Consider the following 22,467-nt stretch of genomic DNA (forward strand, 5'->3'; position numbering starts at 1 on the left):
CTCAGATACCCACGCCCAGCTTGAACGTGTCCTCGATCGGCACTTCAGGCGCGGCGGCGTTGTAGGTCACTTTCAGTGCATAGCTTCCATCGGGCTGCAGCCGCCACTGGCCGCCTGCAATCTTCAGCTTTGCGACGTTCTTGACCGGGCTGCCAGCGAAGTCGATGTCGCCGATGATCGTGGTCATGTTGGTGTTCCTGATCACGTCCTGCACCGAATCCGGATCCATCGGGTCGGCGGCATTTTTCAGTGCGTTGATCCCAAGTTCCCACAGCGCATGGACAACGCCGATCGGCTGCGTCCAGGGTCTGCCGCTGGTGGCGGTGTAGTCGCCGGCCAACTCTTGCGAGCTTTGCCCGGTGAGGGTCGACTTGTAGGGATAGGCCGGCGTCCACCAGATCTCGGTAGACATGCCGTCGCCGCCGTTGCCCAGGGCCGCAATGCCTGCCGGAAACAGCAGCGCTTTGGCCGGGGTCGCTATCTTGGGCTTGAAGCCCAATTGCTGTGCCTGCCGCCAGAAGATCGCCCATTCCGATGGGCTGAATAGACCGGTGACAATATCACAGCCCGCGTTGCGAAATGCAGTGATCTGGGCCGAGAAGTCATCGGCACCAACCTGGAACTCGCCCACATCGGTGATCTCGTAACCGCCCGCCCCCAACGAAGCCGGGAAGCCGATGTCTTTGCTGCCGAAGACCTTGCCGGGAGGGTCGTTCGACCAGACAGTCGCGACTTTCTTGTTGGTGTCCTGGCCATCCCACATGCCGATGAAGGTCGAGATGATATCCTCGATCCCCCAGAAGAAATGGTTGACGTATTCGAACCCGACGGCGGGGTCGCCACCCTGCGGAAACATCCAGCCCTGCCAGGGGTCCATCGTGGTGATGCACGGAACCCCGGCCACCTCGCATTGCGCCGAGACCGGAACAGCTGTGCTGGCACCCTGCGCGAGCATCAGATTGACCTCTTCGCCGTTGATCAGGCGGTTGGCGGAGGTCGCGGCCCGGTCCGAGTTCGACTGGTCGTCGACTTCGGAGATCTCTACTTCATAGGTCTTGCCGTTGACTGTCAGGCCGCTTGCCAAGGCGGCGCGGACCTTCTGCAACATAAACGGATCAGATTCGGCAAAAGGTGCCAGCGAGCCAGTCTGTGGGCTGACGTAGCCGATACGCAGAACGTCTGAACCGGCCAGTGCTGGTGCAGCAAGTCCGGAACTCAGCCCCAAAGTGGCAGCAGCACCACCCAACCCTTGTAACGCTTCCCGCCGGGTCATGCCGGCGACACGAGAACGCCTTGTCATATTGTTTTTCTCCCCTGTTGTATCGCCGCACCCATTCCGGATGTCTGATCGATAACATTGTTGTCTTTGAAGTTTACAAGGGCTTCGGGCGGACCGGTATCAGCAGAATTGTTGAGAGAATTCGGCGTCATTGAACAGGTACGGCTGCGCGAGGCCTAACGCCTACTGGCCTGCACCTGCATGCAGGTGCAGATGGTCTGCCTATGTCCTGGGCTTTGAAGGCCAAGCCTACTTCAGCCAAACTTTCCGACGTCGCCCAAGACTCTCGCCAAGCCAGTACTACAAGAAAATGGGATGCACCCAAATTGGCAGATCAGACTTCAGCAACCGCCGACATTTTGACCTTCACTGCCCGACACGGCGCGCAGGGCTGATCGCCACCGGACCATGGTGATGGTCGTGATCGTGGTTATGGCTGTGGTCGTGATCCAGTTCCTCAAGCGCGCCTGACGGGATCGGCTCAAGTCCCTTGCGGAATTCGATTGCCTTGCCGTGTTCGGTATAAAAGTAAGACCGGCGCCAATGCTCCTCGTAGTCCGTCACTTCGGTCGTAGAGATCAAGCCACGCGCGGCGATAATCTTTTCCAGCGCCTGCATCCACTGACGATAGTAGGAGGTGTTGATATCCTCATCTGCCGTCTGCGGCGATGCGGCGATTTCTGCCGAAAACGTACCGACCCAGTCGTTCCAGGTAAAATGGCCCGCCCGCGACAGCTGCATGGTCAGGGCAAAGGCTTCTGCCTGCCAAGGCTCGGAAAAGGCAGGCCCATCTTCCAGCCATTTCGGATCAACTGTCGGCCCCGCAGTGGTCACTGGTCATCTCCGGCAAGAAGGTAGCTCTCCCAGAGACTGAGGTATACCGCACCCGGCCCATCGCTGCCCTTGCCCCACAGATTTTTGCTGTCAAAGCGCACGCAATAGAGATGTTCTGGACATTCACCCCGCCCCATCGAATGCGCGTCGGGAAAAACATGCGCACCTTCATACCCGACAATTGTGCCAGGCTTGTCACGCGCATAGCCCGGCAGGCGGGTGTGCGTAGAGACCGTGTCGTTGATCGTCCTGACCGTTTCACCGACTTGGAATACGGGCGATGTCTCGACAGGGCGGAGGGTGGGCGCACCGGTGGCCACTGCCACCGCAACCATTTCCTTAGGCAGCATCTCCAGCCCCCTTTGCCGCAAGTTCTGCGATCCGCGTCTGATACTCTTCCTGCGAGAAGACTCCCTTGGAAATCAGCAGATCTTCAAGCGAATGCAGCCAATGTTCGAAATAAGTTGTGGTCAGATATTCGACGGCCGGAATTTTCTCCATCGAATGCCGGCTTTCGTCGATGTTGAAACAGCCGGCCGCCAGCGAAAGAATATTCACGGCAAAGGTATCGGCTTCCCACTCTGCCTTGAACCGGGTGTCGTCATCCGCCAGGTCAACTGGTCCAAAACCCTGAATTCCGCCCAGATCGGCGATTGATCGCATGATCTTACCCCCTAGCCTACCACAACGTCCGTCAAAACGCTGACCCCGATCATAGAGTCACGCGTCACGAGCGCCTCCAATTGTTCCTCGGTCCAGCCATCCGTGCCGGTCGGGCGCTCGGGCAGAACCATATAGCGGATCTCGGCGTTGCTGTCGTAGACCCGCACTTCGCAGTCCTCGCTGATTTGCAGGCCAAATTCGGCAAGTACGGCGCGCGGCTCAATGACAATACGACTGCGATAGGCCGCAGACTTGTACCAGGACGGTGGCAGTCCAAGGACGGTCCAAGGATAGCACGAACACAAGGTGCAGACGATCACGTTATGCACCGCCGAAGTGTTTTCAAGAATGTGCATCGCCTCGCCCTGCAAGCCACCGATCCCCATTTCCTTCAGGGCCCCAGTGCCATCCGCCAGAAGGCGCTTCTTGAAAGCGGAATCGGACCAGGCGCGCGCGACAACCCGGGCACCGATGCGTGGACCAAGCTTGTTTTGAAAGATGTCGACGATTTCCGTCACAGCTCCGGGATCAATCTTGCCCTTCTCCACCATCAGCGTCTCGATCGCCTTTATGCGCAGCGCAAGCGAGGATGGCGGCAGTGTATGGTCGTCGTGGCCCATGGCAGTCATGCTTCTCTGTCTTTGGCGTTTTGTTCAGTCTATCCGCAGCCAAGCGCACAATGCATCCTCATTTTTGTGGATGTGCTGCCCGCGCTTCGGTTGCCAGGTGACGGGGCGAAAGCAAGTCGGCGCGCGGGCATCCAACCAGCGCAAGAGTGGTATCGAGTTCCGCTTTCATCAGGTCCAGGACCTCGCAGACACCGGCCTCGCCGGCCGCGGCCAAACCGTACAGCAGCGCCCTGCCGGACATCGTTATGACCGCGCCCGAAGCGACGGCCTTGGCAATGTCAGCCCCAGAACGGATGCCGCTGTCCATCAGGATCGGAATTTGCAGGGCCGCCAACGCGTCCTGCAACAGGCTGATCGGGGCCGGGACGTCCTCAAGCTGTCGACCGCCATGGTTCGAAAAGACGACGGCGTCCGCGCCCGCCTTCTCCAACCGCAGAGCATCTTCGACGCAGAGGACACCCTTGACGATCAGCTTGTGCGGCCAAAGATCACGCAGTGCTGCAAAGGCCTCCCAGTCAAAGCCTGCGTCCATCCGGCGCGCCATGAGCGCCGATTGGGATGCGACATCGGTCGCGTCCGCCGAGGCGAAATTGGCAAGCTGCGGCAGGCCATGCCTGACCTGCGCCAAGCTCCAGAGCGGGTGGGTTGCCGTATCGAAGAGGATCTTGGGAGACAGCTTGAAGGGTACCTTGAAACCCGAACGCAAATCGCGTTCCCGCTTGCCGTTGACCGCAACATCCGTGGTCAGGATCAGGGTCGAATAGCCAGCCTTCAGCGCGCGTTGGACAAAGTCGCGTGCCTGGTCACGGTTCATGACGTAAAGCTGGAACCATTTTTCGGCATCGGTCGCACGTGCCACGTCTTCGATTGTAGACGTCGAAGCCGTCGACAGACAGAACGGTATGTCATACTTGGCAGCTGCCCGCGCCAGCGCGCGATCGCCATCGGGCCACAAGACTCCGTTCAGGCCGGTCGGCGCGATTGCCAAGGGCATGGCATAGGTCTTGCCGAACAATTGTGCAGACTGATCGCGATGATCCACCGCGACAAGCCGGTGCGGATCGAACAGGATGTCATCCAATGCGTCGCGATTGCGGCGCAAGCCGCGTTCGCTGCCTGCGCCACCCTCAAGGTAATCAAAGACCATCCGCGGCAGGCGGCGACGCGCACGCCTGCGCATGTCCTCGATGTTGACAAGATCGACCATTGCTTCCTCCGCAAAATCTCGCGCCGCGCGTTCCGCCGTGGCATATCGGCGCCCGGCGCCATAAAGACGTTGCATGGTGCCGAAACAGGACCTGAATCTCCGAAAACTACCCTCCCGCAGACAGACGCACCATCCACAGTTCTGCTACCATTGGTGACGCAAGCACTTGTTGTGGCATTGCCAAGTTATTGCTGGTTGGTTGTAGTCGTGGCGGTTCTCGTCATTTATGCCGTCATTTCGTGGGCATAGTCGTTCCATAGCCGGAAGGCATCTGCCCGAGCGTGTCGATTGTACTTTGCGATGAGACGGTAGCGGCGGGGTTTGAAGATCGTATTGATTTGGTCATGTGCGGCAAGGAAACGCTGCGCTTGTCCGGATGATTCGAACCGTCCCATTATTTTCTCCCGTCTTCGGGTCTGCCTGTGGCTGCCCTCGATCCGGTTGTTGAGATCCTTGCGGGCGCGATGGTCAGCATTGGATGCCCGCTGTGCGATCGGCTTTGCATAGCTACGCAGCTTGTCGGTGACGACCACTCTCGGCTGGCCAAATTGAGTGATCAACCGTGTCAGGAAGCGCTTTGCAGCCTTGGCATTGCGGCGCGTCTGGACGAGAATGTCGAGCGGCATTGCCAAGTTGTTTGCGCGGCGTGACTTCGCTACGGTTGAGGTATGAAATTACCGACGTCCATGCGGCGCCTGAAGGGTTTTCGTTTTCCACGCGAGATTGTCGCCTACGCTGTCTGGGCGTACCATCGGTTTGCGCTGAGCACGGCGGATGTCGAGGATCTGCTTGCCGAACGAGGCGTCATCGTGAGCCGTGAAACGATCCGTCTCTGGGTCAACCGGTTTGGCGCGCATTTCGCGGCCTGTATCCGTCGGGACCGTCCCCGCCCAAATGACAAATGGCATCTGGACGAGGTTGTGATCCCCATCAACGGGGTGAAGCACAGGCTCTGGCGGGCGGTCGATACCAACGGCGATACGCTTGATATTCTCGTGCAGACGCGTCGGAATGCCAAAGCTGCCAAGCGCTTCATGGCAAGGCTGATCGCGCAGTTCGGCCAACCAAGGGTCGTCGTTACAGACAAACTGCGCAGCTACATCAAGCCGATTGCCCATCAAGCGCCGGAGGCTGACCACCGGGCCCATAAGGGCATTAACAACAGGATTGAGGGCAGTCACAGGCCAACACGACGACGAGAAAAGATCAGGGGCCGGTTTAAGTCGCCCAGACAGGCACAACGTTTCTTGGTCGCGCATGACCAGATCAACACCATCTTCCGCCCTCGACGCTACAAACTGACCGCCATCTCATATCGCCACGCCCGGGCAGATGCTTTCTGTCTCTGGACAGACTATGCCGCTCAGATGACTGCTTGATATATCCAGCCAGGACCTTTCAAATCCAATGCTCAACAACTTGGCAATGCCGTCGGGAGTTCTATCGACATTGCTTTTATTTCAGGATGTTCAGAAGGCCGGTTTCCGTCCATATGACGCGCATTGGCTTGGTGAGTGGTGACAAGAATGACGACAACTTTCAGCATGAAATGCGAAAGGCACGCGCAATGATCCATGTTTTCGACATGCAACTGGGCAAGGCAGAGAAACCGGTGGAAATGCCGGAGTGGAGCAAACGATGACACAGACCTCTTCCGACGATAAACCGGTGATCTGGTATACAAAGTGGATGACCGGCGGTGACACCCATATATCTTTTGATTATCGATGCCCGGGCGGCTTTCCGAGCAGGCTGGAGTTTTCCAGAGCGACAATGTCGTGCAGGCCCACTGATGAAAGCAATGCGCCAGAATTTGTTTTTTTCAGCCGTCACGACAAAATCAAAGCATCCTGTCGCGATGCGTTCAGCATTACTGGTGGCGTCCTTGTCTGTTCGCCGGCCTTTCGGGATGTGTTGATCCGCTTCGATCTGGGATCATCGCGGCTCTACGAGGTGCCGATCTATCGCGATGAAAACAAGACGCCCTCTGGCATTGCGCCGCATTATGTGCTGCATATGACCGAAGGCAAGCTAGGCTGCTTTGTGCCAGAGGAGTCGAGCGGCGTTGAGCAGATGCGGCATCCTCTCGATAAAATTGCGAAACCGGGCAATCCCTGGCGCGAAGCACTGGATCAGGACGTCCAACTGGCAATTCGTGCTGACGCCGCGCAAGGTGCGGATCTGTGGTGTGATCCGAAGCTTAGGAATCGGATTTTCCTGAGCGACAGATTGGCGCGTGCCGTCAAGGAGGCCGGGTTGAAAAGCCCAGCCTTCCGCTTTGTGCGCGCAAAAGTGGTTTGATCCGTTTTTCTTAATTCCATCTTTTATTCGAGGCTCTACACATGACAAATTTCAGCTTTCAGGCGCACCACACCTTTCCAGCCAGCTTGTTAGAACGGTTTGCACCGGAAATCTCGGCGTTGTTCAATGACAATCCGATCAATCCCTTCTCTGCGAATGCAGCCAGGAATTTTGTCCCGCTTTTCGAAGATCCCGCTATGGCGCAGGCTTGGGCAGCCGCGCATCCATCAGGATCAGGCGTTTTTGGTGCCAACATTCATCCAAATGGCAACCCACACACTGGCTTGCGTGCTTTTCTGGCAGCAGAACTAGTGAACATTTTTGATGTCGAACTTGGATTTACTGAAAATCAACGTATTGCATCCCTGAATCAGCTGTAGGAGTTTGCGCGGGATGTGGCGATCAATGGTCAGCCGCCGCTCAGCTCCACAAGCGCTTCTGACTTCGCGTCAGCCTACAACAACAATGGCTGGCGACCAGACTTTTCAAATTCTCAATCGATCGATACTATTGCGGACACAGTCCGGACAAATGCGCAAAGCATGACTGCTGCGGATATCGTGACGAATCAGCAGGTTCGATTGAACACGGTCATAGAGCTCAATAACAATGTAGCAGCGACCCACCCAGATCCAGAAGCTCGACTGGTTTTTGAACAGCGTGCAGAAATACTCAGAAGCTATCAGGCCGCTTTGGAGGAAAGTGGTTCCACTTTTAGAGGTTTGGGTCCGGATGTAGGTGACTTTGGAGTGCAAGCGACCATTGAGCAAGGTAAATTGTCTGGGGCATTAACTTCTAATAGCCAGATCAGTAGTACGCCCGGCTCGGGAAATTCAGTCGCCTCTTCGTGGTCAAGCGAGCAACTCGACACAGCTCATGCAAGGACAACTCAGTTTTCGCAAATAGTTGATGCATTCAAGAATTTCGGTGTGAATCCGGTCGTCTTGGGGTCCGCAGTAGAAGGATTGCGGCAACTGGGCGTCGTGGGAGACCTGGTATCTCTCGGGATCACAGCTGTAAACGCGTCTTCGCTATATGAGCAAGGAGACATGCAAGGCGGAAATCGGCTCTGGACCGAATTCGCTTTTGAAACGTCCGGGGGTATTGCGGCTGGAACCGCAGCCGCTTTTGTAATCGGTGGCATCGTTGGTGCACCGCTGTGGGCAACAATCGCAGCAGTCGTTATTGTTGGCCTTGCTGCAATTGATGCAGCCCAATCCCGTCCACTGGTCAAAGCGGCCATCTCAAGCTCCGGCATCGACGACTATACAAGGGTTGCTCTATTGCGCGCCTTCGATAAGGAGCCACGTCTGCTTGCCGCGGTTGATCACATCACCCGGCAGCGCGCGAAAAGCATAGGCGCGATGGCAGTCGAATCTCATAATTAAGGGCAAAAAATATCCCCGAACGCGTCGTGTTTCAGATTTAAGGGCAACGCGACACCGTGGGTCAAAATCTCAAGAAAGTTCTTGAACGGCTGTCACCGACCGAGGAGAACGCAGATAGTCCGGAGCTGGGTGTGTGACGGACATGCGCAGTTCACCATTCAAAGCGGCTGCGCAAGACCTCAATCACGATTTCAGGCGCCACAAAGGCCTTGTTGATGCCATCTTCGCTATAGGCGGACTCGCCCTTCAGCGGACCGCTTACCAGTGGAAGGGCGGCCCAGACGGACGCCAGACAATTGCCCAGTTGCGAAACGGGCGTGCTGCGCTCATAAAAGCCGCACTGGTACATCAGGAAACGCGCCAGATATGTCTGAACTTCGGGATCAAAAACCAATGCATCTGAGATGTCGTGCGTCTCGACCAGATCGCGCATGGTCAGGTAAATGAACTGATAACGCCCGACCGCCGACGAGATCGTGCCCATGGCCCTTATGTCGCGCTGATAATCCAGCACCTCTGCCAAGGTCATCTCGGTTAAGGGGCGCGTGGGCAAGGCAGGGGCGAAGTGCGATATTGACCCAAATCCACTCGGGCCTTCGAGATTTCCCATGAGGTTCAGAAACTCCACGTCATTGGCGGCAAAGCTTGTCGCAGGGTCTGCTGTGGCCGTTTGCGACCCGATTGCTGCGACAAAGCAGAGGATCTTTGCAAAACAAGATAATGCACGCTTAGGTTGCGCCATTTGTGCCACAAAATTCTCCGCCGAAGGGTTATAGGCGCTTTGCGCTTGCTTATTTGTGAATTATCACAACAGTTGAATATCACAATAGGTGAATATCTCTGCATCGGCAATGCAGATTTAGTACTGCACCGCAAAAGTGATTCCCCGAAAACTGCAGTGTCTACCTATGCTCCGCGGTAAGACCCCGAAAGCTCACCCTACCTTTGGCGGGTGATGAATCATATGGAGGACTACAGATGCGAGCCAATCAAGGCATGTTCGACCGAGGCTGGCTGCGTGCCTGCATTCTTGCGTTTGCTCTGATCCCTGCACATGTGATCGCCCAGACAGACGCGCCCGCCGAAGACCCCCCAACCAGCGTTCAGGTAACACTTTTCGGCTACACGCTGGAGCCGGAACTGACAGAGACCGGCGAGCCGGTTCTGGATGAGGACGGCGAGCCGGTCATCTTGCGTGTTCCGCTGGACGAAAGTGTCGTCACCCCCGGTGATCAGGTGCTTTACGTCATCACACTCGACAACCCGACCGAAGACCCCGCGATGAACCTGCAGCTCGGCGCGCAGGTTGCCGCCGAACTGGTGCTTGACCCGTTCAGCTTTGCCGCGCCCGAGGGGCTGGTGATTGAGTGGACCGATGAAGAAACCCCTGATCTGTTTCGCCCGATATTTGAAGAAATCGATGACGAACAGGTCATGACCGCCGATCTGGATGCCTTGCGCGCGCTGCGACTGACGCTGCCTGAATTGCCGCCATCCGAGCAGATGAACATCGAATACACCGTGACCCTGCGCTGACCCCCGCGCATCCGACCTTGTAAGGAGTAAACCCACATGATCCCCCATCCCTTCAGAATTCTTGCCCTGAGCACGGCCCTTGCCGTCGTGTTTTCAGGCGGTGCGATGGCGCAAGCTGATCCCTCAGAACAGACCGCGCCAGGCGTGTTGATCGAAAATACGATCGTCCTGAGCTATGATGGCGCTGATGGCGTGACGATTGATCTTCCTGATGAAGATCTGCCAACGGCCTCCTTCACTGTTGCCCGAAAGATCGACCTTTCGGTAACTGCGCAGGCAAGCGAGGGAGAAGTAACGGTGGCCCCCGGCCAGGCACCTTTTAGCTTCGACTTTGCAGTCAGGAACCTTGGAAACGGCGCGCAAGGTTTCAACATCAATGTGACTAATCTCGGCAACCTGCCAAACGATCAAGATACGCTCGCGGGGTTGACCTATAGCACTACAGTAACCTCTGATCTTGGCACCTATTACGTGTTAGTGAACGAAGCGATTTATGATGTAACCGGTGGGACCAACGCGGGGAATCTAGATCCGGGCGACGAATACACCGTCAGGATCGTTGCCAATATTCCCATCATCGCCACAGATGGTCTGGCCGATTTTTTCGAGGTAACGGCAATCGCACTTGTTGCGGGAAGTAACACCGTCGTTGACGAAATTCGCACTAACGCTCTGGACAGTGAAAGTCCTAACGTGGTGTTTGCAGATGAAGCGACGACTTGGAGCTTCGGTGGTGAGCCTGGTGATGCGGAGACTAACGGACAAGATGCGGACCGCACCAACCTGCGCGTCACTGCCCCTGTGCTCACGGCGACAAAGACAGCCCTTGTCCTTAGCGAAAACCTGCCCGGCAGCACTTTTAACTGCGCAACCGGTGGAACTGCAACCGGCGCGCCACTTGCTGCGATCCCCGGCGCCTGCGTCGAGTATACGATCACTATTGAGAATACTTCGACCAGCGAAACGGCAGCCGCCAATATCTCGATCACCGATGCGATTCCTGGCAACACAGCTTATGCTGGCCACACGGCGGGCGATTTCACAGTGACGACGACCGGAGCGCCGGTCACTTCGGTTACAGCCGATCTGGCAACATTGGCTGCAGAAGCAACGGCATCCTTCACCATCCGCGTGCTTATCGACTGATCGCAATGACAAGCGCGCGGCTCGCTCTGGGCCGCGTGCGCTCCCGTTTCAGTATTTTGCAGCGGATACCCCCTTGCATGGTCTCTCCTATCCTCTCTGCAATTCGCCGTCTGGGTGCGGCGGCTCTGGCCCTTGTGGTCGGGCTGGCTGCTGCGTCGGCGGTGGCGCAGGGCACGCCGGTGGGAACCGAGGTGGTCAATATCGCCCATGTCACATGGCAGGTGGGCGGGATTGATCAGGGTGAAGGGCTGTCGCCCGAGGCCCGCTTCACTGTTGCACGCCCGCAATCGAGTGGCGTTCTGACAGCGTGGGAACTGGACAAGGGCCTGACGGATGGCCCGTTCGAGACGATCTTGTTTCCGGGTGCCGAATACTGGCAGAATGCGTGGTTGCCCCTGCCCGAACCGGTTGACCGCTCGACCCTGACCGGCACCCCCACACCCGTCGACCGCAGCGCGCCCTTGCGTGTGTTCCGTACCGACCGCATCCGTCTGGGTGTGCCGGTTTTTTTCACGCTCGAAGATTCCGGGCTGAACCTTGTCCCGTCCCAAATCGAGACGGCCATTGTCACGCTGACGGATGCCTTGACAGGTGACAGCGAAACCCTGCGCCTATATGAAACCGGCCCCGATACAGGCGTGTTCACGGGCTGGATCAACACCATCAACGCCCCTTCGCCCAGTGGCGACGGACAGCTTGCGACGCAGGCTTTTTCGGTCATCACCGTACGCTATGAAGCCCCCGGCAACCCGAACAATAATCTGGTTGCCGAAATCCATGTCGGCCAGGTCAATCCGTCGGGGCTGGTGTTTGACAGCCAGTCCGGCGCGCCGCTCAGCGGTGTCGAACTAACGCTGATCGACATGGCCACAGGCGCACCTGCCCACGTGTTTGGCGATGATATGGCGGCGCAGTATCCGCCCACGCTTGTGACAGGCGGACAGGTGACGGACAGCGCGGGCCAGGTTTATGAGTTTCCGCCCGGCGCATACCGCTTTCCCTATGTCGCACCGGGCCGGTACCGGATTGAGATTGCCGAGACGGGCCTTGACAGCCACAGAGCGCCCAGCCTGCGGAGTGACGCAGCGCTGCAAGCGCTGCCGGGCGCGCCTTTTGCGCTGGTCGCGGGTTCACGGCTGGAGCCGTTCGATGTGGTGCCCGGACTGCCCATGCGCATCGACATTCCCATGGACGCTCTTGCGATTGCCCAGATCACCCGCGATGCCTCACATTCCAAAGCCGCGATTGGCGAATTTTTCGAGTACAGGGTCACTGTCACAGTGTCCGAAGGCGGGGCATTGACGATATATGACACGCTCCCTGATGGCGTGGCCTTCGTGCCCGGAACCCTTCTGATTGATGGCCAGCCCCTCACCCCGCAGATTCTTGCTGGCGGCAGGCGGCTGGCCTATGCTCTGCCTTCAGTGCTCGCAGGCCAGACCATTATCGCCACTTACGGCGCGCAAGTGGTCCCGCCCGCGCAACCGGGGCAGGTTCTCTTGTCTGGCAGTGAAATCCAGACTGCAGGCACGCGCAGGCTGCGCGCCGATCATGCCTTGCGAGTGCGCGATGCGCTTGGGTTGGATCAGGTTGCCATTCTGGGGCAGATCAGCGCGGGCGGGTGCGGCGGGGCCAATCCCGGCTATGATCTGTCAGGCATTCGGGTGCTGCTGGAAAACGGCGAGTTTGCCGTTACTGACAGTGACGGGCGCTTTACCTTTCGCGACATCTATCGCCGCCCGCGCGTGGTGCAGATGGATGTGACCACCCTGCCCGATGGCGCGCGGCCCGTGTTGTGCTATGCCTCGACCCGCAGTGCAGGCAGCGCGATTTCGCAATTCGTGGAGTTGCGCCCAGGTATGATGGGTCGGGTCGAGTTCTATCTTGAATTCGATCCGGAGGATGAGAGCGCCTTTGACCCTGCCCCGCCCCCTGCCCCGGCAGAGGCCGACCGCTCGCCTCTGGTACGGTTTGATCAGGACTGGCTGAATCGTCACGGCGCGCGTCACGGCGCAGGTTTCCTCGCCCCCGCCCATGGGCATTTGCCGAGGTCCGAGGCGATAGACGTGGTCTATCTGCGCCCTGTTGGCGCAAAGTCCGAGTTGCTGGTCAATGATGAGGCCGTGCCCGGCATCCGGCGCGAACCGACACTCCGGTCCTCTGACGGACGGTGGGAGATGATCCGCTACCGCGCCGTGCGGATTGGTGAAGGGCGCAATGCGCTGGCACTGGTCATCACCGGCAGCAATGGACAGGTGTCGCACCGCCAAACGCATGATGTCCTGTATGGTTTGCGGCCCGCGCAACTTGAACTTGTGCGCGCTGCAAGCACTCTGGAAAGCGACGGGCGCAGCCAACCGCAGATTACCCTGCGCCTGACCGATCGCGCGGGCATTCCCATACGTCCAGGCACACAAGTGACTGTGATGATCGAGGCCCCTTTCGGCTTTGCGCCCACAGGGCCAGTGCGCCGATCATCGCCTGCCTCAGAGCGCGCGCCGCGCAGCCGCATAACTGCCACAGTGCAAAACGATGGCATCATCCCGCTGACCCTTGCGCCGACTCTGGAAGGGGGCGCGGCACGGCTGAGCATCGCCGCCACTGGCCGCGAGCTGAGTGTGCGCGTGCCAATCTCCGCTGCGGCGCGCCCCTGGGTGCTGGTAGGTCTGGCCGAAGGCACGCTCGCGCACAAACGCGTACGCGACCACATGCGCCGCGATGGCGAAATCGGCAATGCGCTGTCAGGCCGTGTGGCGCTGTTTGCCGAAGGCTTGGTCAAGGGCGAATGGCTTATGACCCTGCGCTATGACAGCGCGCAGGACAGCGACAGTTTCTACGGGATCGACCCTGATGCAGAGTACATTGTCTATGGCGACCGCTCGACCCAAGGGAATGCCGCGCAAAGCCGCTTTCCCCTCTATCTGCGGCTGCGGCGCGAAGGCGCGGAATTTCTGATCGGTGATTTCAACACCAACCTGAACGCGGGCGGTATTGCTATCAACCATGAAGTCACCGGTGCGCGTGCGGTGTTCGAGGATGAACATTGGCGCGTGATGGCCTTTGCCGCTCAAGTCTCGAACGCGCTGGTCGAGGATCGCATCCCGCTGAATGGCACCGTCGGCCCCTACCCCCTCAGCCGCACGGACATCATCCCACATTCGCAGACAGTGCTTCTTGTCACTGTCTCGCGGTTTGATGCGTCCGAGGAATTGCAAAGCCGCACACTCGCGCAGGGGCTCGACTATGTTCTCAGCTACACGACCGGCCAGTTGTTTCTGCGCCGCCCGATACCCGCCTTCACACCAGAGTTGCACCGCAACATTCTGGTGGTTGACTACGAAGCGGATGAAGATTTGCGCAATGGCTTGATCGCGGGTATCCGCGCCGAGGCCGAACTCAGCCCCCGCCTGCGCGCAGCCGTGACCGCTGTGCATGCCCGACGTGTGGAAGGGCAAGCTCTTTCGATCACGCTGTCCGGGTTTGACCTCAGCTACCGGGCCACGGATGAGCTGACACTCAGCGCCGAAATGCTGCATGCGCGGCGCAGCTTTGCCACCCATAGCGATACCGGCCTGCGCAGCGAAGTGCGCGCCGAATTTGAACGCGATGGCACTCAGGTCGTAGCCTATCTGCGCCGCCAGCGGGGCCATGTCGCGCTGACCGCATCTGACGCCGATATCGACACCATCATTTCCGGGCTGAGTCTGCGCCACCAGCTATGGGCAGACCCCGAAACCCCGTCAGAGCGGTGGCTTCTGGAAGGGCAGCTTCTGGCCGAGAATGATCGCGCCAATGACGTGCGTAGGCGCGATGGCGAGGTTTTGCTGACACGTGAGCGCGAACGCAAAACCCAATCGCTGGGCTTCAGGGGCATTCACACAAACGACGCCACGGGCCTGACCCGCGACCTGCGCCTTGTCTACCGGGGCATTGGCACATCGGAAGATGGCCGCCTGACACAGGCTTTAGGCACCGAAGTCTCGCTCCGGCCAGATGCCCCGCGAGCAGGCGACAAGCTGGACCTGACCTTCGGCTATCTTCTGACCGAACGCTGGTCCGTGTTCGGCACATTCGAGGTGGAAAGCCAGCGCCAGACCAGCATTGAGGCGCGGCGTTTCACCTTTGGCGCTGAGTTCACCCCCGAGGAAGGGCGCGCCTATCGTACCGCCCTGTCATGGGCGGGCGATGGTCAAAACCAGGGTCAGGCGCTGTTTCTGGGCGCGGATCACGGCTACACCCTGCGCGAGGGGCTAACCGCCTATCTGGGCGGTGATGTGCAATGGGATCTGGGGGCTGCAGGCGTGCCGATGGGCCAGTCCATCGGCAACCCCTATATCGCGGAAAGCTTCATCGCCCTGCGCGCGGGCCTGCGCCATGAAGCCGAAAGCTGGGGCGCGGGTGCGGATACGGAATGGCGCCGGACGCGCGACACGGACACCGGCAATCTGCGCCTGCGCATGGATGGCGAGCTGTCCGAAACATGGAGTGCGGGCGCAGAAGGCCTGCTGGGTCTGACCCGCAATTCCGGCGCAGACTGGCGTCATGATCTGAAACTACTGGCCAGTGCCGCGCACCGCGCTGGCCCACGTGACCCGATCACGCTGCTGCAAGGCGAATTGCGCCAGCGCGATCAGGACGGGGTCGAGAGCCTGAGCGCGATCGGCTCGGTCTACCGCTCGCAATACCTGTCAGACACGGAATTCCTGAACCTGCGCTACGGGCTTAAATATGACCATGCGCGTTTGAGCAGCGGCACAGTGAATGACGTGCTGAACCTTGTCGGGGCCGAGTATCGCCGCGACATATCTGAGCAATTCGATATCGGCGTGCATGCCAGCATGCTGCATGCCGCACGCACAGGCCGGATGTCCAACAGCCTTGGCCTGTCGATGGGGCTGACACCGTTTGACAATGGCTGGCTGTCACTGGGCTATAACTTTACCGGCTTTCACGACCCCGATTTCTCGGCCCTTGGCCATACCGATGCAGGTCCCTTCGTGCAGTTCCGCATGAAATTCGATGCCGACAGCCTGCGGGGGATGTTCAAATGAGGGGGGGCATATGGCAAGCGCTTGGCGCGGCCGCCATGGCACTGATCCTGTCCACTGGCACAGCAGTTGCTGACCCGCGCTGCGCCGCAGTCGCAACCGGCGGCACGGTCAGCCTTATTCAGGATGGTGGGCAGTTCTTCTGCGTCCACCAGTTCTCTACTGCAGGGACCAGCACCTTCAATCTTTTTCGCACGCGCACAGTCCAGCATCTGATCGTGGGGGGCGGTGGCGGTGGCGGGGATGGTGGGGGCGGTGCGGGCGGTTTTCTGACGAATACGGTTGGACGCAGCGCCGCAACCTATCCTGTAATTGTCGGCGGCGGTGGTGCTGCATCCACTTCTGGAGGAAATCGCGGTTCAAGTGGCGGAGACAGTTCAGTTTTCAGCATCACTGTCGGTGGCGGTGGTGGCGGTGGGCACGCAAACGTTCTGGGAGGGGGGGCTTCAGGTGCGAATGGCAGGGCTTCCGGTGGCAGCGGTGGTGGGGCCGGGATAGTGCTGTTAGGAGCATTTGGTGGGTCTGGCAGCTCACCGGGCAATAACGGGGCGGGCAGTTCCGCCTTTTCTTCAGGCGGTGGTGGTGGCGCTGGCGCAAACGGATCTGGCACCAATGGCGGGGCCGGACTTTCCAGCACGATTACGGGTTCGACAGTCATCTATGCCGGTGGCGGTAGCGCTTTGGGTGGCACCCCCGTTGCAGGGCAAAACTGGTTCGGCGGGGGGGGGCAGCACATCGGCAGCACTTCGACATCTACTGCGGGTCAAAGTGGCGTTGTCATCTTGCGCTACATCGCCAATTTCCCACCAACAGCGAATGCGGGACCGGATATCGCAGTAACCGCCGGTTCTCCAATTGTACTTAACGGCAACGGCTCGAATGATCCCGAGGACAATATCATAAGCTACGCTTGGACACAGATGCCAATTAGCACGGTTACACTGACCGACGCGGATACTGTGCAAGCCAACTTTACAGCGGGTGAACCCGCAAACGGCTCTTCCGAAACACTAACCTTTCAACTGACCGTCACCGATGCCTTCGGTGCGAGTTCGACCGACCAGATCACTGTCACGGTCCTGTCCTCTGTCAACCCGCCTCCGCCCTCCGGCAGTGGTGGGAATACAGTCACTCAGTTCAACGACCTCAGCGAGAATGTGACATGGAGGGTACATAGCTTCACCGAAAGTGCAGATTTCAATCTTAACAGCGCGGGGACGATTGAATACCTGATCGTCGGCGGTGGCGGTGGCGGTGGTGCCGTCGCTGGGGGTGGCGGGGGCGCAGGCGGGGTTCGGCCGAACACAAGCCTCCAACCTGCCGGGACATATCCAGTCACGGTCGGAAGTGGCGGGGCCGGGGACTCGCGCACAACCTGGCCCACCGCCCCTGTTCAGGGCGGTGCCGACGGCCAGCCCAGCAGCGTCTTCGGTGTGAGCGCCTTGGGCGGAGGCGGGGGTGGGACCTACAACTCAAGCACGTTGATAGGCAATGGTCGGACTGGCGCGTCAGGCGGCGGAGGCTCGCATCAGGGAACAGGCGGCACGGGGACTGCCGGGCAAGGGTTCAATGGCGCAACCGGAACAATCGGCTTGGGCGACTCTTCAGGGGGAGGCGGGGGCGGTGCCGGGCAATCCGGGGCAGCGGGCACCACCTCGTTCGCAGGCCGGGGTGGCGACGGTATCTCATCGGACATCACCGGGGACGAAATCTTCTACGGAGGCGGAGGCGCAGGCGGCGGTGATATTCGGGACAATCTGGTTCAGTCAAACAGCGGCGGCCTGGGCGGTGGCGGCGCTTCGCGCAACAATCAGGCGGCGGGCGAGAACGGCGTCAATGGCCTTGGCGGCGGCGGCGCGGGCGGCAGAGTCGGGGATAACGGCATAGCCTCTCAGGGCGGCACGGGCGGCTCTGGAGTCGTGATCCTGCGCTATGTTATCAATACCGGCCCCACCGCCAATGCCGGGCCGGATGCCACAGCCTTTCCCGGTCTGCAGGTGACGTTGGACGGGGCCGGCACATTTGATCCCGACGGAAACATCGTCAGCTACGCGTGGGCTCAAACCTCTGGCCCGCCTGTTGCGCTGGGCGGTGCGTCCTCCCTCACCCCCAGCTTCACCCCGGCCCAGCCTGTAAGCGGCGCGCAGGACACCCTTGTATTCCAACTCACCGTGACGGATGATTTTGGCCTGACCTCGACCGATACCGTCACCATCACAGTGCAAGGCGTCGCAGACCTGACAGCCAGTAAGACGGTCACGGTATTCTCAGAAGACGGCAGCAATTGTGAAAACCTTAACGCGACCCCTCCCACCGAGCCGGGAAACCCCGCCGCAATTCCCGGTGCCTGCATCCAATATGTAATCAGCGTCGAAAACAGCGGCCCCGTCGCGGCACAAGGCATCACTCTGATTGATGCGTTGCCCGAAAGCCTGAAATTACGCGTCACTGAACTAGGATCAGGTTGGGGAACGGGAACATCACTGGTTTTCACACAGGGCTGCTCGGGCATAGAATGCAGGGTTGAGATCAGGGACGGTGTCATCGAAGCAAATACGTCAGCAACGCTCACAATCCGCGCCACGATTAATTGAAGTAGCATTGCCAAGTTGCTTATAGCGCGTGACTTCGGTGGAAGCTGAGGCCGGTTCTGTCGCAAATTTTCAACATGGTTGAGTGGTAGGCTGACGCTGGACAGACTTATGCTGCGAGCAGAGCGAATTGCTGAAATGCGTTCAAGCCATTGGCGTGGAATTGCCCCTTACGGATCATGTGCGCGGTCTCGATCCCATCGAGAGTGGCGGAAGCAGAAAGGAACGCTTTGAAGCCGAGCATCCGCCCCGTGATGCGCTTGATGGACCGATGATCCTGCTCAATGATATTGTTCAGATATTTAACCTGTAGGATCTTGATCATCTGACCTGTTCCGGTGAGTTTGAGGATAACATTCACGGCTTCCAGCCCAGCCAGGTTTGCGCCGCTTTTGTCGATCACGATGCGGTCAGGGACACCATTGTTACCGATGGCGCGCCGGAAGAAGCGCCGCGCCGCCGGCTTGTCGCGGCGCTCAGACAGCATAAAATCAAGGGTTTCGCCGTTTCGATCCACCGCGCGGTAGTGATACATCCACTTGCCCTTAACCTTGATGTACGTCTCGTCCATGCGCCACGACTTCGCTGTCGGTCGCTTTTTCGTTTGTGCCTGAGCCGCGATTAAAGGCGAGTACTTTACTACCCAGCGGTTCATCGTTGCATGGTCAACATCGACACCGCGCTCCTGCATAATCTCTTTAAGATCACGATAAGAAACCGGATATCGCAGATAGAAAAACACTGCGAACAAGATCACCGATTTCGGATAATGCGCGCCCTTGAAGTCAACCATCGTCACCGTCCAGTCATCTCTGCGAAGTCACCTCCTACAGCGCTGCACCCTGCCGGGCTACACGAATGCCCGAAATATTTGCGACAGAACCGTTCGAGGTCACTCAACACGGCGTCGGAACCAACCGGTACAGCTATTCCTTCAACGACCCGGTCAACAAGCTCGATCCGAATGGGAATGAGGCGTTCGTTGTAATTAGCGGTAATGGCAGTAGGTCAATGTGGGCGTATGATCATGCATCCATTGTTGTGGTTAATCAAGGGGGCCCGAACGCGATATATGATCCCAACGGATCTTTTATGCCAACCTCTGAAGGAGTAAAATCCAGATCTGTGATGGGTACTAGAGAACTTTTGGGAGGAGGTGACGCGATCTCGAATTTCGGTTCATTTCTGTCATATCAAACTGGCGATGGCACTAATCCAGTCGCTATATACGGATTGAACACAAGTCCTACACAGGACGAAATTTTGATCGGCTGGGTCTTGAACAGTGCAGGGGGCACGTTTCTGTACTGTGCAACTGCCTGTTCTGATGCTATCAGAGAAATTCCTGAATTCAGCGATCTTTCTGGATCAATGTTCCCCCAGAGACTTGCGCGTGAGATGCAATCTCTCGTGGCAACCGGCAGAGTCCGGGAAGTAAAAGAATTTGAACCTCGGCAGCTGTTTGGGCAGGCGACTTCTCCGAATGATGGAGCTTCTATGCTGATAGACGACCGCTCTGACAGAGATAGCGATGATAGTGGAGATAGCGATGATTATATGCAGAATAAGTAAGTTTATCTTTTATTTCTTTGGCGTCGCAATATTTTTGTACGCGCTATTTTTGTTGACCGCAGTTGTAATAGGAGAGCCTCTGTCGACCGACAACATAAGGCCTGAGATAAATACAGTTTTTATGTTTTTCTTTGGATCTGCAATAGTTTCTATTTTGGTATTGTATCGTGTGAAATTTGTACTGTCAATTTTTACAATTCTGTTGTTTTCATTTATTAATAAACTACTTTTCGGATTCATTTCATATGTTCTGTTTGAAACCCAACCTCTTAGACGTAGTTTATTTGGTTTGATATCGCCAGTGTCATCACTCTTGCTCGGGTTTGTTGTTTCTTTAGTGCCGCTCTTAATAGCGTATTTAGCGCTCTTTTTTATGCATCGAGCTCTACTGGATAGAAGATCGTAGAAAAAGGCTATCGGTTCTGTCGCAAATATTTCGGGCATTTGGGTAGCCCGGCAGGGTGCAGCGCTGTAGGAGGTGAGTTCTCTGGGATGATTGGATGGTGACGATGGTTGACTTCAAAGGCGCGCATTATCCGACATCGGTGATCCTGTTCGCGGTGTTCTTCTATCGTAAGCGCGACGTCGTGACCCTATGCGGCGAGGCTTGACGGCTGGTTGAAGCGCCATGGCATGAGGTCTTCGATGCCGCTCTGCGGGTGGCGCGCAGGGTGGTGGCGAGATAGTCGACGGGGTTCACGTCGGACATCTTGCAGGTGGCGACCAGCGAGGCCAGCATGGCCCAGTTCTCGGCGCCTTCGTCGTGACCTGCGAAGAGTGCGTTCTTGCGATTGAGGGCGATGGGGCGGATCAGGTTCTCGACCCTGTTGGAGTCGATTTCCACGCGTCCATCGGTCAGGAAGGTTTGCAGCCCATCCCAGTGGTTATGGATGTAGGTCAGCTTTTCGCCTAGCCGGGATTTGCTGGATATCTTGCGGCGTTGTGCCTGAAGCCAGTCGCCAAAGGCAGCGACCAGCGGCGCGGTGCGGGCCTGGCGGGCGGACAGACGCTGGCCGGGCGAGACGCCACGGATATCGGCCTCGACGGCATAAAACTCGGCGATGCGGCGCAGACCTTCGGCAGCGATGTTGGAGCCATCGCGGTCGAAGACTTCCTTCAGCTTGCGCCTTGCATGCGCCCAGCGATGGGCCACCCGAACGGGATCGCCGCCCTTGCGGGTAGGCTTGGTCAGCCGGTTGTAGCCCTGGTATCCGTCGATCTGCAGGACGCCATCGAAGCCGGTCAGGAAGGTTTCGGCATTCTCGCCCGCGCGGCCGGGGGCGTAGAAGTAAACCACTCCGGGCGGGTCCTCGCCGCCCCAGGGGCGGTCATCGCGGGCCAGTGCCCAGAGATATCCAGTCTTCGTCTTGCCGCGCCCCGGGTCCAGCACCGGGGCTGTCGTTTCGTCCATGAACAGCTTGCCGGACCGTTTCAGGTGGGTGGCCAGCCGGTCGACCACTGGCTTCGGCATTGCCAAGTTGTTTGCGCTGCGCGATTGGCGTAGGTGTGCGGTCATGAGTATACCATCCTCTCTGCCGCGCCTGAAAGGCTTTCGTTTCCCCCGCGAGATCGTCGCTTATGCGGTCTGGGCCTATCACAGGTTTGCGCTCAGCACGGCGGATGTCGAGGATCTCTTGGCGGAACGGGGGTGTCATTGTCAGCCGAGAAGCTATACGTCTTTGGGTCAATCGGTTTGGCGCGCATTTCGCGGCATGCATCCGCCGGGACCGTCCCCGACCAAATGACAAATGGCATCTGGACGAGGTCGTGGTCTCGATCAACGGGGTAAAACAATGGCTCTGGCGGGCTGTCGATGCTGATGGGGACACGCTTGAAATCTTGATTCGAGAGGCGCCGCAACGCCAAGACTGCAAGGCGTTTGCTGAACCGGCTGATCGCGCGTTTTAGTCAGCCGAGGGTTGTCATCACCGACAAGCTGCGCAGTTATATAAAGCCGATTGCGCGTCTGGCGCCCGATGCGGACCACCGCGCTCACAAAGGCCTCAACAACTGGATCGAGGGCAGCCACAGCCCTACCCGAAGGCGGGAGAAGATCATGGGCCGCTTCAAGTCTCCATGCCAGGCGCAGCGCTTTCTCGCCGCACATGACCAAATCAATACGATCTTCAAACCCCGCCGCTACCGACTGACAGCCACGTCCTATCGCCCCGCCCGTGCTGATGCCTTCGGGTTGTGGGTCGAGTATACCCGTGAAATGACCGCATGAATGCACGAGGTGCAGATCACCGTCCCAAACAACTTGGCAATCCCAA

Annotated in this window: 19 protein-coding genes and 4 pseudogenes; 12 read left to right on the forward strand and 11 right to left on the reverse strand. The window is 58.4% G+C overall.

The features are described 5' to 3' along the window. Window position 1: 1 nt before the first annotated feature. The 7 genes and pseudogenes from PUT78_RS17880 to PUT78_RS17905 all read right to left on the reverse strand — a co-directional run. On the reverse strand, window positions 2–1,300 hold the full coding sequence (locus tag PUT78_RS17880; RefSeq protein ID WP_274353639.1) for an ABC transporter substrate-binding protein: 1,299 nt from the start codon (window positions 1,298–1,300) through the stop codon (window positions 2–4). 345 nt (window positions 1,301–1,645) lie between these two features. Beyond that, window positions 1,646–2,113, reverse strand: coding sequence for a nitrile hydratase accessory protein (locus PUT78_RS17885; RefSeq protein ID WP_274353640.1), 468 nt, complete (start codon window positions 2,111–2,113; stop codon window positions 1,646–1,648). After that, a complete protein-coding gene (locus tag PUT78_RS23720) occupies window positions 2,110–2,463 on the reverse strand; it encodes an SH3-like domain-containing protein (protein WP_337994698.1) in 354 nt (117 codons plus the stop codon). Before PUT78_RS23720 ends, PUT78_RS17885 begins: the two co-directional genes overlap by 4 nt. Further along, window positions 2,453–2,776: a hypothetical protein gene (locus PUT78_RS23725; RefSeq protein ID WP_337994699.1), complete on the reverse strand. Its 324-nt coding sequence runs from the start codon at window positions 2,774–2,776 to the stop codon at window positions 2,453–2,455. Before PUT78_RS23725 ends, PUT78_RS23720 begins: the two co-directional genes overlap by 11 nt. Before the next feature lie 11 nt (window positions 2,777–2,787). After that, window positions 2,788–3,396 (reverse strand): nitrile hydratase subunit alpha, encoded by a 609-nt coding sequence (nthA, locus tag PUT78_RS17895; RefSeq protein ID WP_420793519.1) that lies wholly within the window; start codon window positions 3,394–3,396, stop codon window positions 2,788–2,790. Between the two features lie 67 nt (window positions 3,397–3,463). After that, window positions 3,464–4,612, reverse strand: coding sequence for an alpha-hydroxy-acid oxidizing protein (locus tag PUT78_RS17900; RefSeq protein WP_274353642.1), 1,149 nt, complete (start codon window positions 4,610–4,612; stop codon window positions 3,464–3,466). A 224-nt stretch (window positions 4,613–4,836) separates the two neighbouring features. Continuing rightward, a pseudogene (locus PUT78_RS17905) lies at window positions 4,837–5,232 on the reverse strand (DDE-type integrase/transposase/recombinase); the annotation flags it as partial. Window positions 5,233–5,280: 48 nt separating this feature from the next. On the opposite strand from PUT78_RS17905, the gene PUT78_RS17910 reads away from it, so the two are divergent. The 5 genes from PUT78_RS17910 (at window position 5,281) to PUT78_RS17930 (ending at window position 8,301) form a co-directional block, all read left to right on the forward strand. Further along, window positions 5,281–5,991 carry an IS6 family transposase gene (locus tag PUT78_RS17910; protein ID WP_274353643.1) on the forward strand — a complete coding sequence of 237 codons (711 nt, stop codon included), beginning with the start codon at window positions 5,281–5,283 and terminating at the stop codon, window positions 5,989–5,991. A 113-nt stretch (window positions 5,992–6,104) separates the two neighbouring features. Then, window positions 6,105–6,254 (forward strand): hypothetical protein, encoded by a 150-nt coding sequence (locus tag PUT78_RS17915; protein WP_274353644.1) that lies wholly within the window; start codon window positions 6,105–6,107, stop codon window positions 6,252–6,254. Then, window positions 6,251–6,913 (forward strand): imm11 family protein, encoded by a 663-nt coding sequence (locus tag PUT78_RS17920; RefSeq protein ID WP_274353645.1) that lies wholly within the window; start codon window positions 6,251–6,253, stop codon window positions 6,911–6,913. The genes PUT78_RS17915 and PUT78_RS17920 overlap by 4 nt, the downstream gene beginning before the upstream one ends. A gap of 41 nt (window positions 6,914–6,954) precedes the next feature. After that, complete coding sequence (locus PUT78_RS17925) at window positions 6,955–7,293, forward strand: hypothetical protein (RefSeq protein ID WP_274353646.1); 339 nt, start codon at window positions 6,955–6,957, stop codon at window positions 7,291–7,293. 15 nt (window positions 7,294–7,308) lie between these two features. Next, on the forward strand, window positions 7,309–8,301 hold the full coding sequence (locus PUT78_RS17930; protein WP_274353647.1) for a hypothetical protein: 993 nt from the start codon (window positions 7,309–7,311) through the stop codon (window positions 8,299–8,301). Between the two features lie 151 nt (window positions 8,302–8,452). On the opposite strand, the gene PUT78_RS17935 is transcribed toward PUT78_RS17930, so the two are convergent. Next, window positions 8,453–9,043: a hypothetical protein gene (locus PUT78_RS17935; RefSeq protein WP_274353648.1), complete on the reverse strand. Its 591-nt coding sequence runs from the start codon at window positions 9,041–9,043 to the stop codon at window positions 8,453–8,455. Between the two features lie 236 nt (window positions 9,044–9,279). Between PUT78_RS17935 and PUT78_RS17940 the strand changes: the two genes are divergently transcribed. From PUT78_RS17940 to PUT78_RS17955, 4 genes are all read left to right on the forward strand, one after another. Then, the gene (locus PUT78_RS17940; protein ID WP_274353649.1) at window positions 9,280–9,837 is read left to right on the forward strand and encodes a hypothetical protein; all 558 of its coding nucleotides are present in this window, start codon (window positions 9,280–9,282) and stop codon (window positions 9,835–9,837) included. A gap of 36 nt (window positions 9,838–9,873) precedes the next feature. Further along, entirely contained in the window at window positions 9,874–10,983 is a 1,110-nt protein-coding gene (locus PUT78_RS17945; protein ID WP_274353650.1) for a hypothetical protein, read from the forward strand. Between the two features lie 77 nt (window positions 10,984–11,060). After that, window positions 11,061–16,034: a hypothetical protein gene (locus PUT78_RS17950; RefSeq protein WP_274353651.1), complete on the forward strand. Its 4,974-nt coding sequence runs from the start codon at window positions 11,061–11,063 to the stop codon at window positions 16,032–16,034. Continuing rightward, window positions 16,031–18,625 carry a PKD domain-containing protein gene (locus PUT78_RS17955; protein WP_274353652.1) on the forward strand — a complete coding sequence of 865 codons (2,595 nt, stop codon included), beginning with the start codon at window positions 16,031–16,033 and terminating at the stop codon, window positions 18,623–18,625. Before PUT78_RS17950 ends, PUT78_RS17955 begins: the two co-directional genes overlap by 4 nt. Before the next feature lie 106 nt (window positions 18,626–18,731). On the opposite strand, the gene PUT78_RS17960 is transcribed toward PUT78_RS17955, so the two are convergent. Then, window positions 18,732–19,415, reverse strand: a complete 684-nt coding sequence (locus PUT78_RS17960) for an IS6 family transposase (RefSeq protein ID WP_274353653.1) — start codon at window positions 19,413–19,415, stop codon at window positions 18,732–18,734. 65 nt (window positions 19,416–19,480) lie between these two features. Here PUT78_RS17960 and PUT78_RS17965 point away from each other — a divergent pair, with 65 nt between their 5' ends. Then, a complete protein-coding gene (locus PUT78_RS17965) occupies window positions 19,481–20,194 on the forward strand; it encodes a hypothetical protein (RefSeq protein WP_274353654.1) in 714 nt (237 codons plus the stop codon). Window positions 20,195–20,203: 9 nt separating this feature from the next. Here the strand turns inward: PUT78_RS17965 and PUT78_RS17970 are convergent, their stop codons facing one another. Continuing rightward, window positions 20,204–20,638 carry a hypothetical protein gene (locus PUT78_RS17970; protein ID WP_274353655.1) on the reverse strand — a complete coding sequence of 145 codons (435 nt, stop codon included), beginning with the start codon at window positions 20,636–20,638 and terminating at the stop codon, window positions 20,204–20,206. Between the two features lie 65 nt (window positions 20,639–20,703). Between PUT78_RS17970 and PUT78_RS23845 the strand changes: the two are divergent. Continuing rightward, window positions 20,704–20,781: pseudogene (locus tag PUT78_RS23845) on the forward strand (IS6 family transposase); the annotation flags it as partial. 6 nt (window positions 20,782–20,787) lie between these two features. On the opposite strand, the pseudogene tnpC reads toward PUT78_RS23845, so the two are convergent. Continuing rightward, window positions 20,788–21,659: pseudogene (gene tnpC, locus PUT78_RS17975) on the reverse strand (IS66 family transposase); the annotation flags it as partial. Window positions 21,660–21,708: 49 nt separating this feature from the next. Between tnpC and PUT78_RS17980 the strand changes: the two are divergent. Then, window positions 21,709–22,421, forward strand: a pseudogene (locus PUT78_RS17980) (IS6 family transposase). The last annotated feature ends 46 nt before the right edge of the window (window positions 22,422–22,467 follow it).

Origin of the sequence: Roseinatronobacter alkalisoli (assembly GCF_028745735.1) — a bacterium.
In the GTDB taxonomy this organism is placed as follows: Bacteria; Pseudomonadota; Alphaproteobacteria; order Rhodobacterales; family Rhodobacteraceae; genus Roseinatronobacter; species Roseinatronobacter alkalisoli.

Coding starts and splice junctions, on each gene's coding strand:
- PUT78_RS17880 (WP_274353639.1), bottom strand. CDS start 1,300: ATGACAAGGCGTTCTCGTGTCGCCGGCATGACCCGGCGGGAAGCGTTA.
- PUT78_RS23720 (WP_337994698.1), bottom strand. CDS start 2,463: ATGCTGCCTAAGGAAATGGTTGCGGTGGCAGTGGCCACCGGTGCGCCC.
- PUT78_RS23725 (WP_337994699.1), bottom strand. CDS start 2,776: ATGCGATCAATCGCCGATCTGGGCGGAATTCAGGGTTTTGGACCAGTT.
- nthA (WP_420793519.1), bottom strand. CDS start 3,396: ATGGGCCACGACGACCATACACTGCCGCCATCCTCGCTTGCGCTGCGC.
- PUT78_RS17900 (WP_274353642.1), bottom strand. CDS start 4,612: ATGGTCGATCTTGTCAACATCGAGGACATGCGCAGGCGTGCGCGTCGC.
- PUT78_RS17910 (WP_274353643.1), top strand. CDS start 5,281: ATGAAATTACCGACGTCCATGCGGCGCCTGAAGGGTTTTCGTTTTCCA.
- PUT78_RS17915 (WP_274353644.1), top strand. CDS start 6,105: ATGACGCGCATTGGCTTGGTGAGTGGTGACAAGAATGACGACAACTTT.
- PUT78_RS17920 (WP_274353645.1), top strand. CDS start 6,251: ATGACACAGACCTCTTCCGACGATAAACCGGTGATCTGGTATACAAAG.
- PUT78_RS17925 (WP_274353646.1), top strand. CDS start 6,955: ATGACAAATTTCAGCTTTCAGGCGCACCACACCTTTCCAGCCAGCTTG.
- PUT78_RS17935 (WP_274353648.1), bottom strand. CDS start 9,043: ATGGCGCAACCTAAGCGTGCATTATCTTGTTTTGCAAAGATCCTCTGC.
- PUT78_RS17940 (WP_274353649.1), top strand. CDS start 9,280: ATGCGAGCCAATCAAGGCATGTTCGACCGAGGCTGGCTGCGTGCCTGC.
- PUT78_RS17945 (WP_274353650.1), top strand. CDS start 9,874: ATGATCCCCCATCCCTTCAGAATTCTTGCCCTGAGCACGGCCCTTGCC.
- PUT78_RS17950 (WP_274353651.1), top strand. CDS start 11,061: ATGGTCTCTCCTATCCTCTCTGCAATTCGCCGTCTGGGTGCGGCGGCT.
- PUT78_RS17955 (WP_274353652.1), top strand. CDS start 16,031: ATGAGGGGGGGCATATGGCAAGCGCTTGGCGCGGCCGCCATGGCACTG.
- PUT78_RS17960 (WP_274353653.1), bottom strand. CDS start 19,415: ATGGTTGACTTCAAGGGCGCGCATTATCCGAAATCGGTGATCTTGTTC.
- PUT78_RS17965 (WP_274353654.1), top strand. CDS start 19,481: ATGCCCGAAATATTTGCGACAGAACCGTTCGAGGTCACTCAACACGGC.
- PUT78_RS17970 (WP_274353655.1), bottom strand. CDS start 20,638: ATGCCCGAAATATTTGCGACAGAACCGATAGCCTTTTTCTACGATCTT.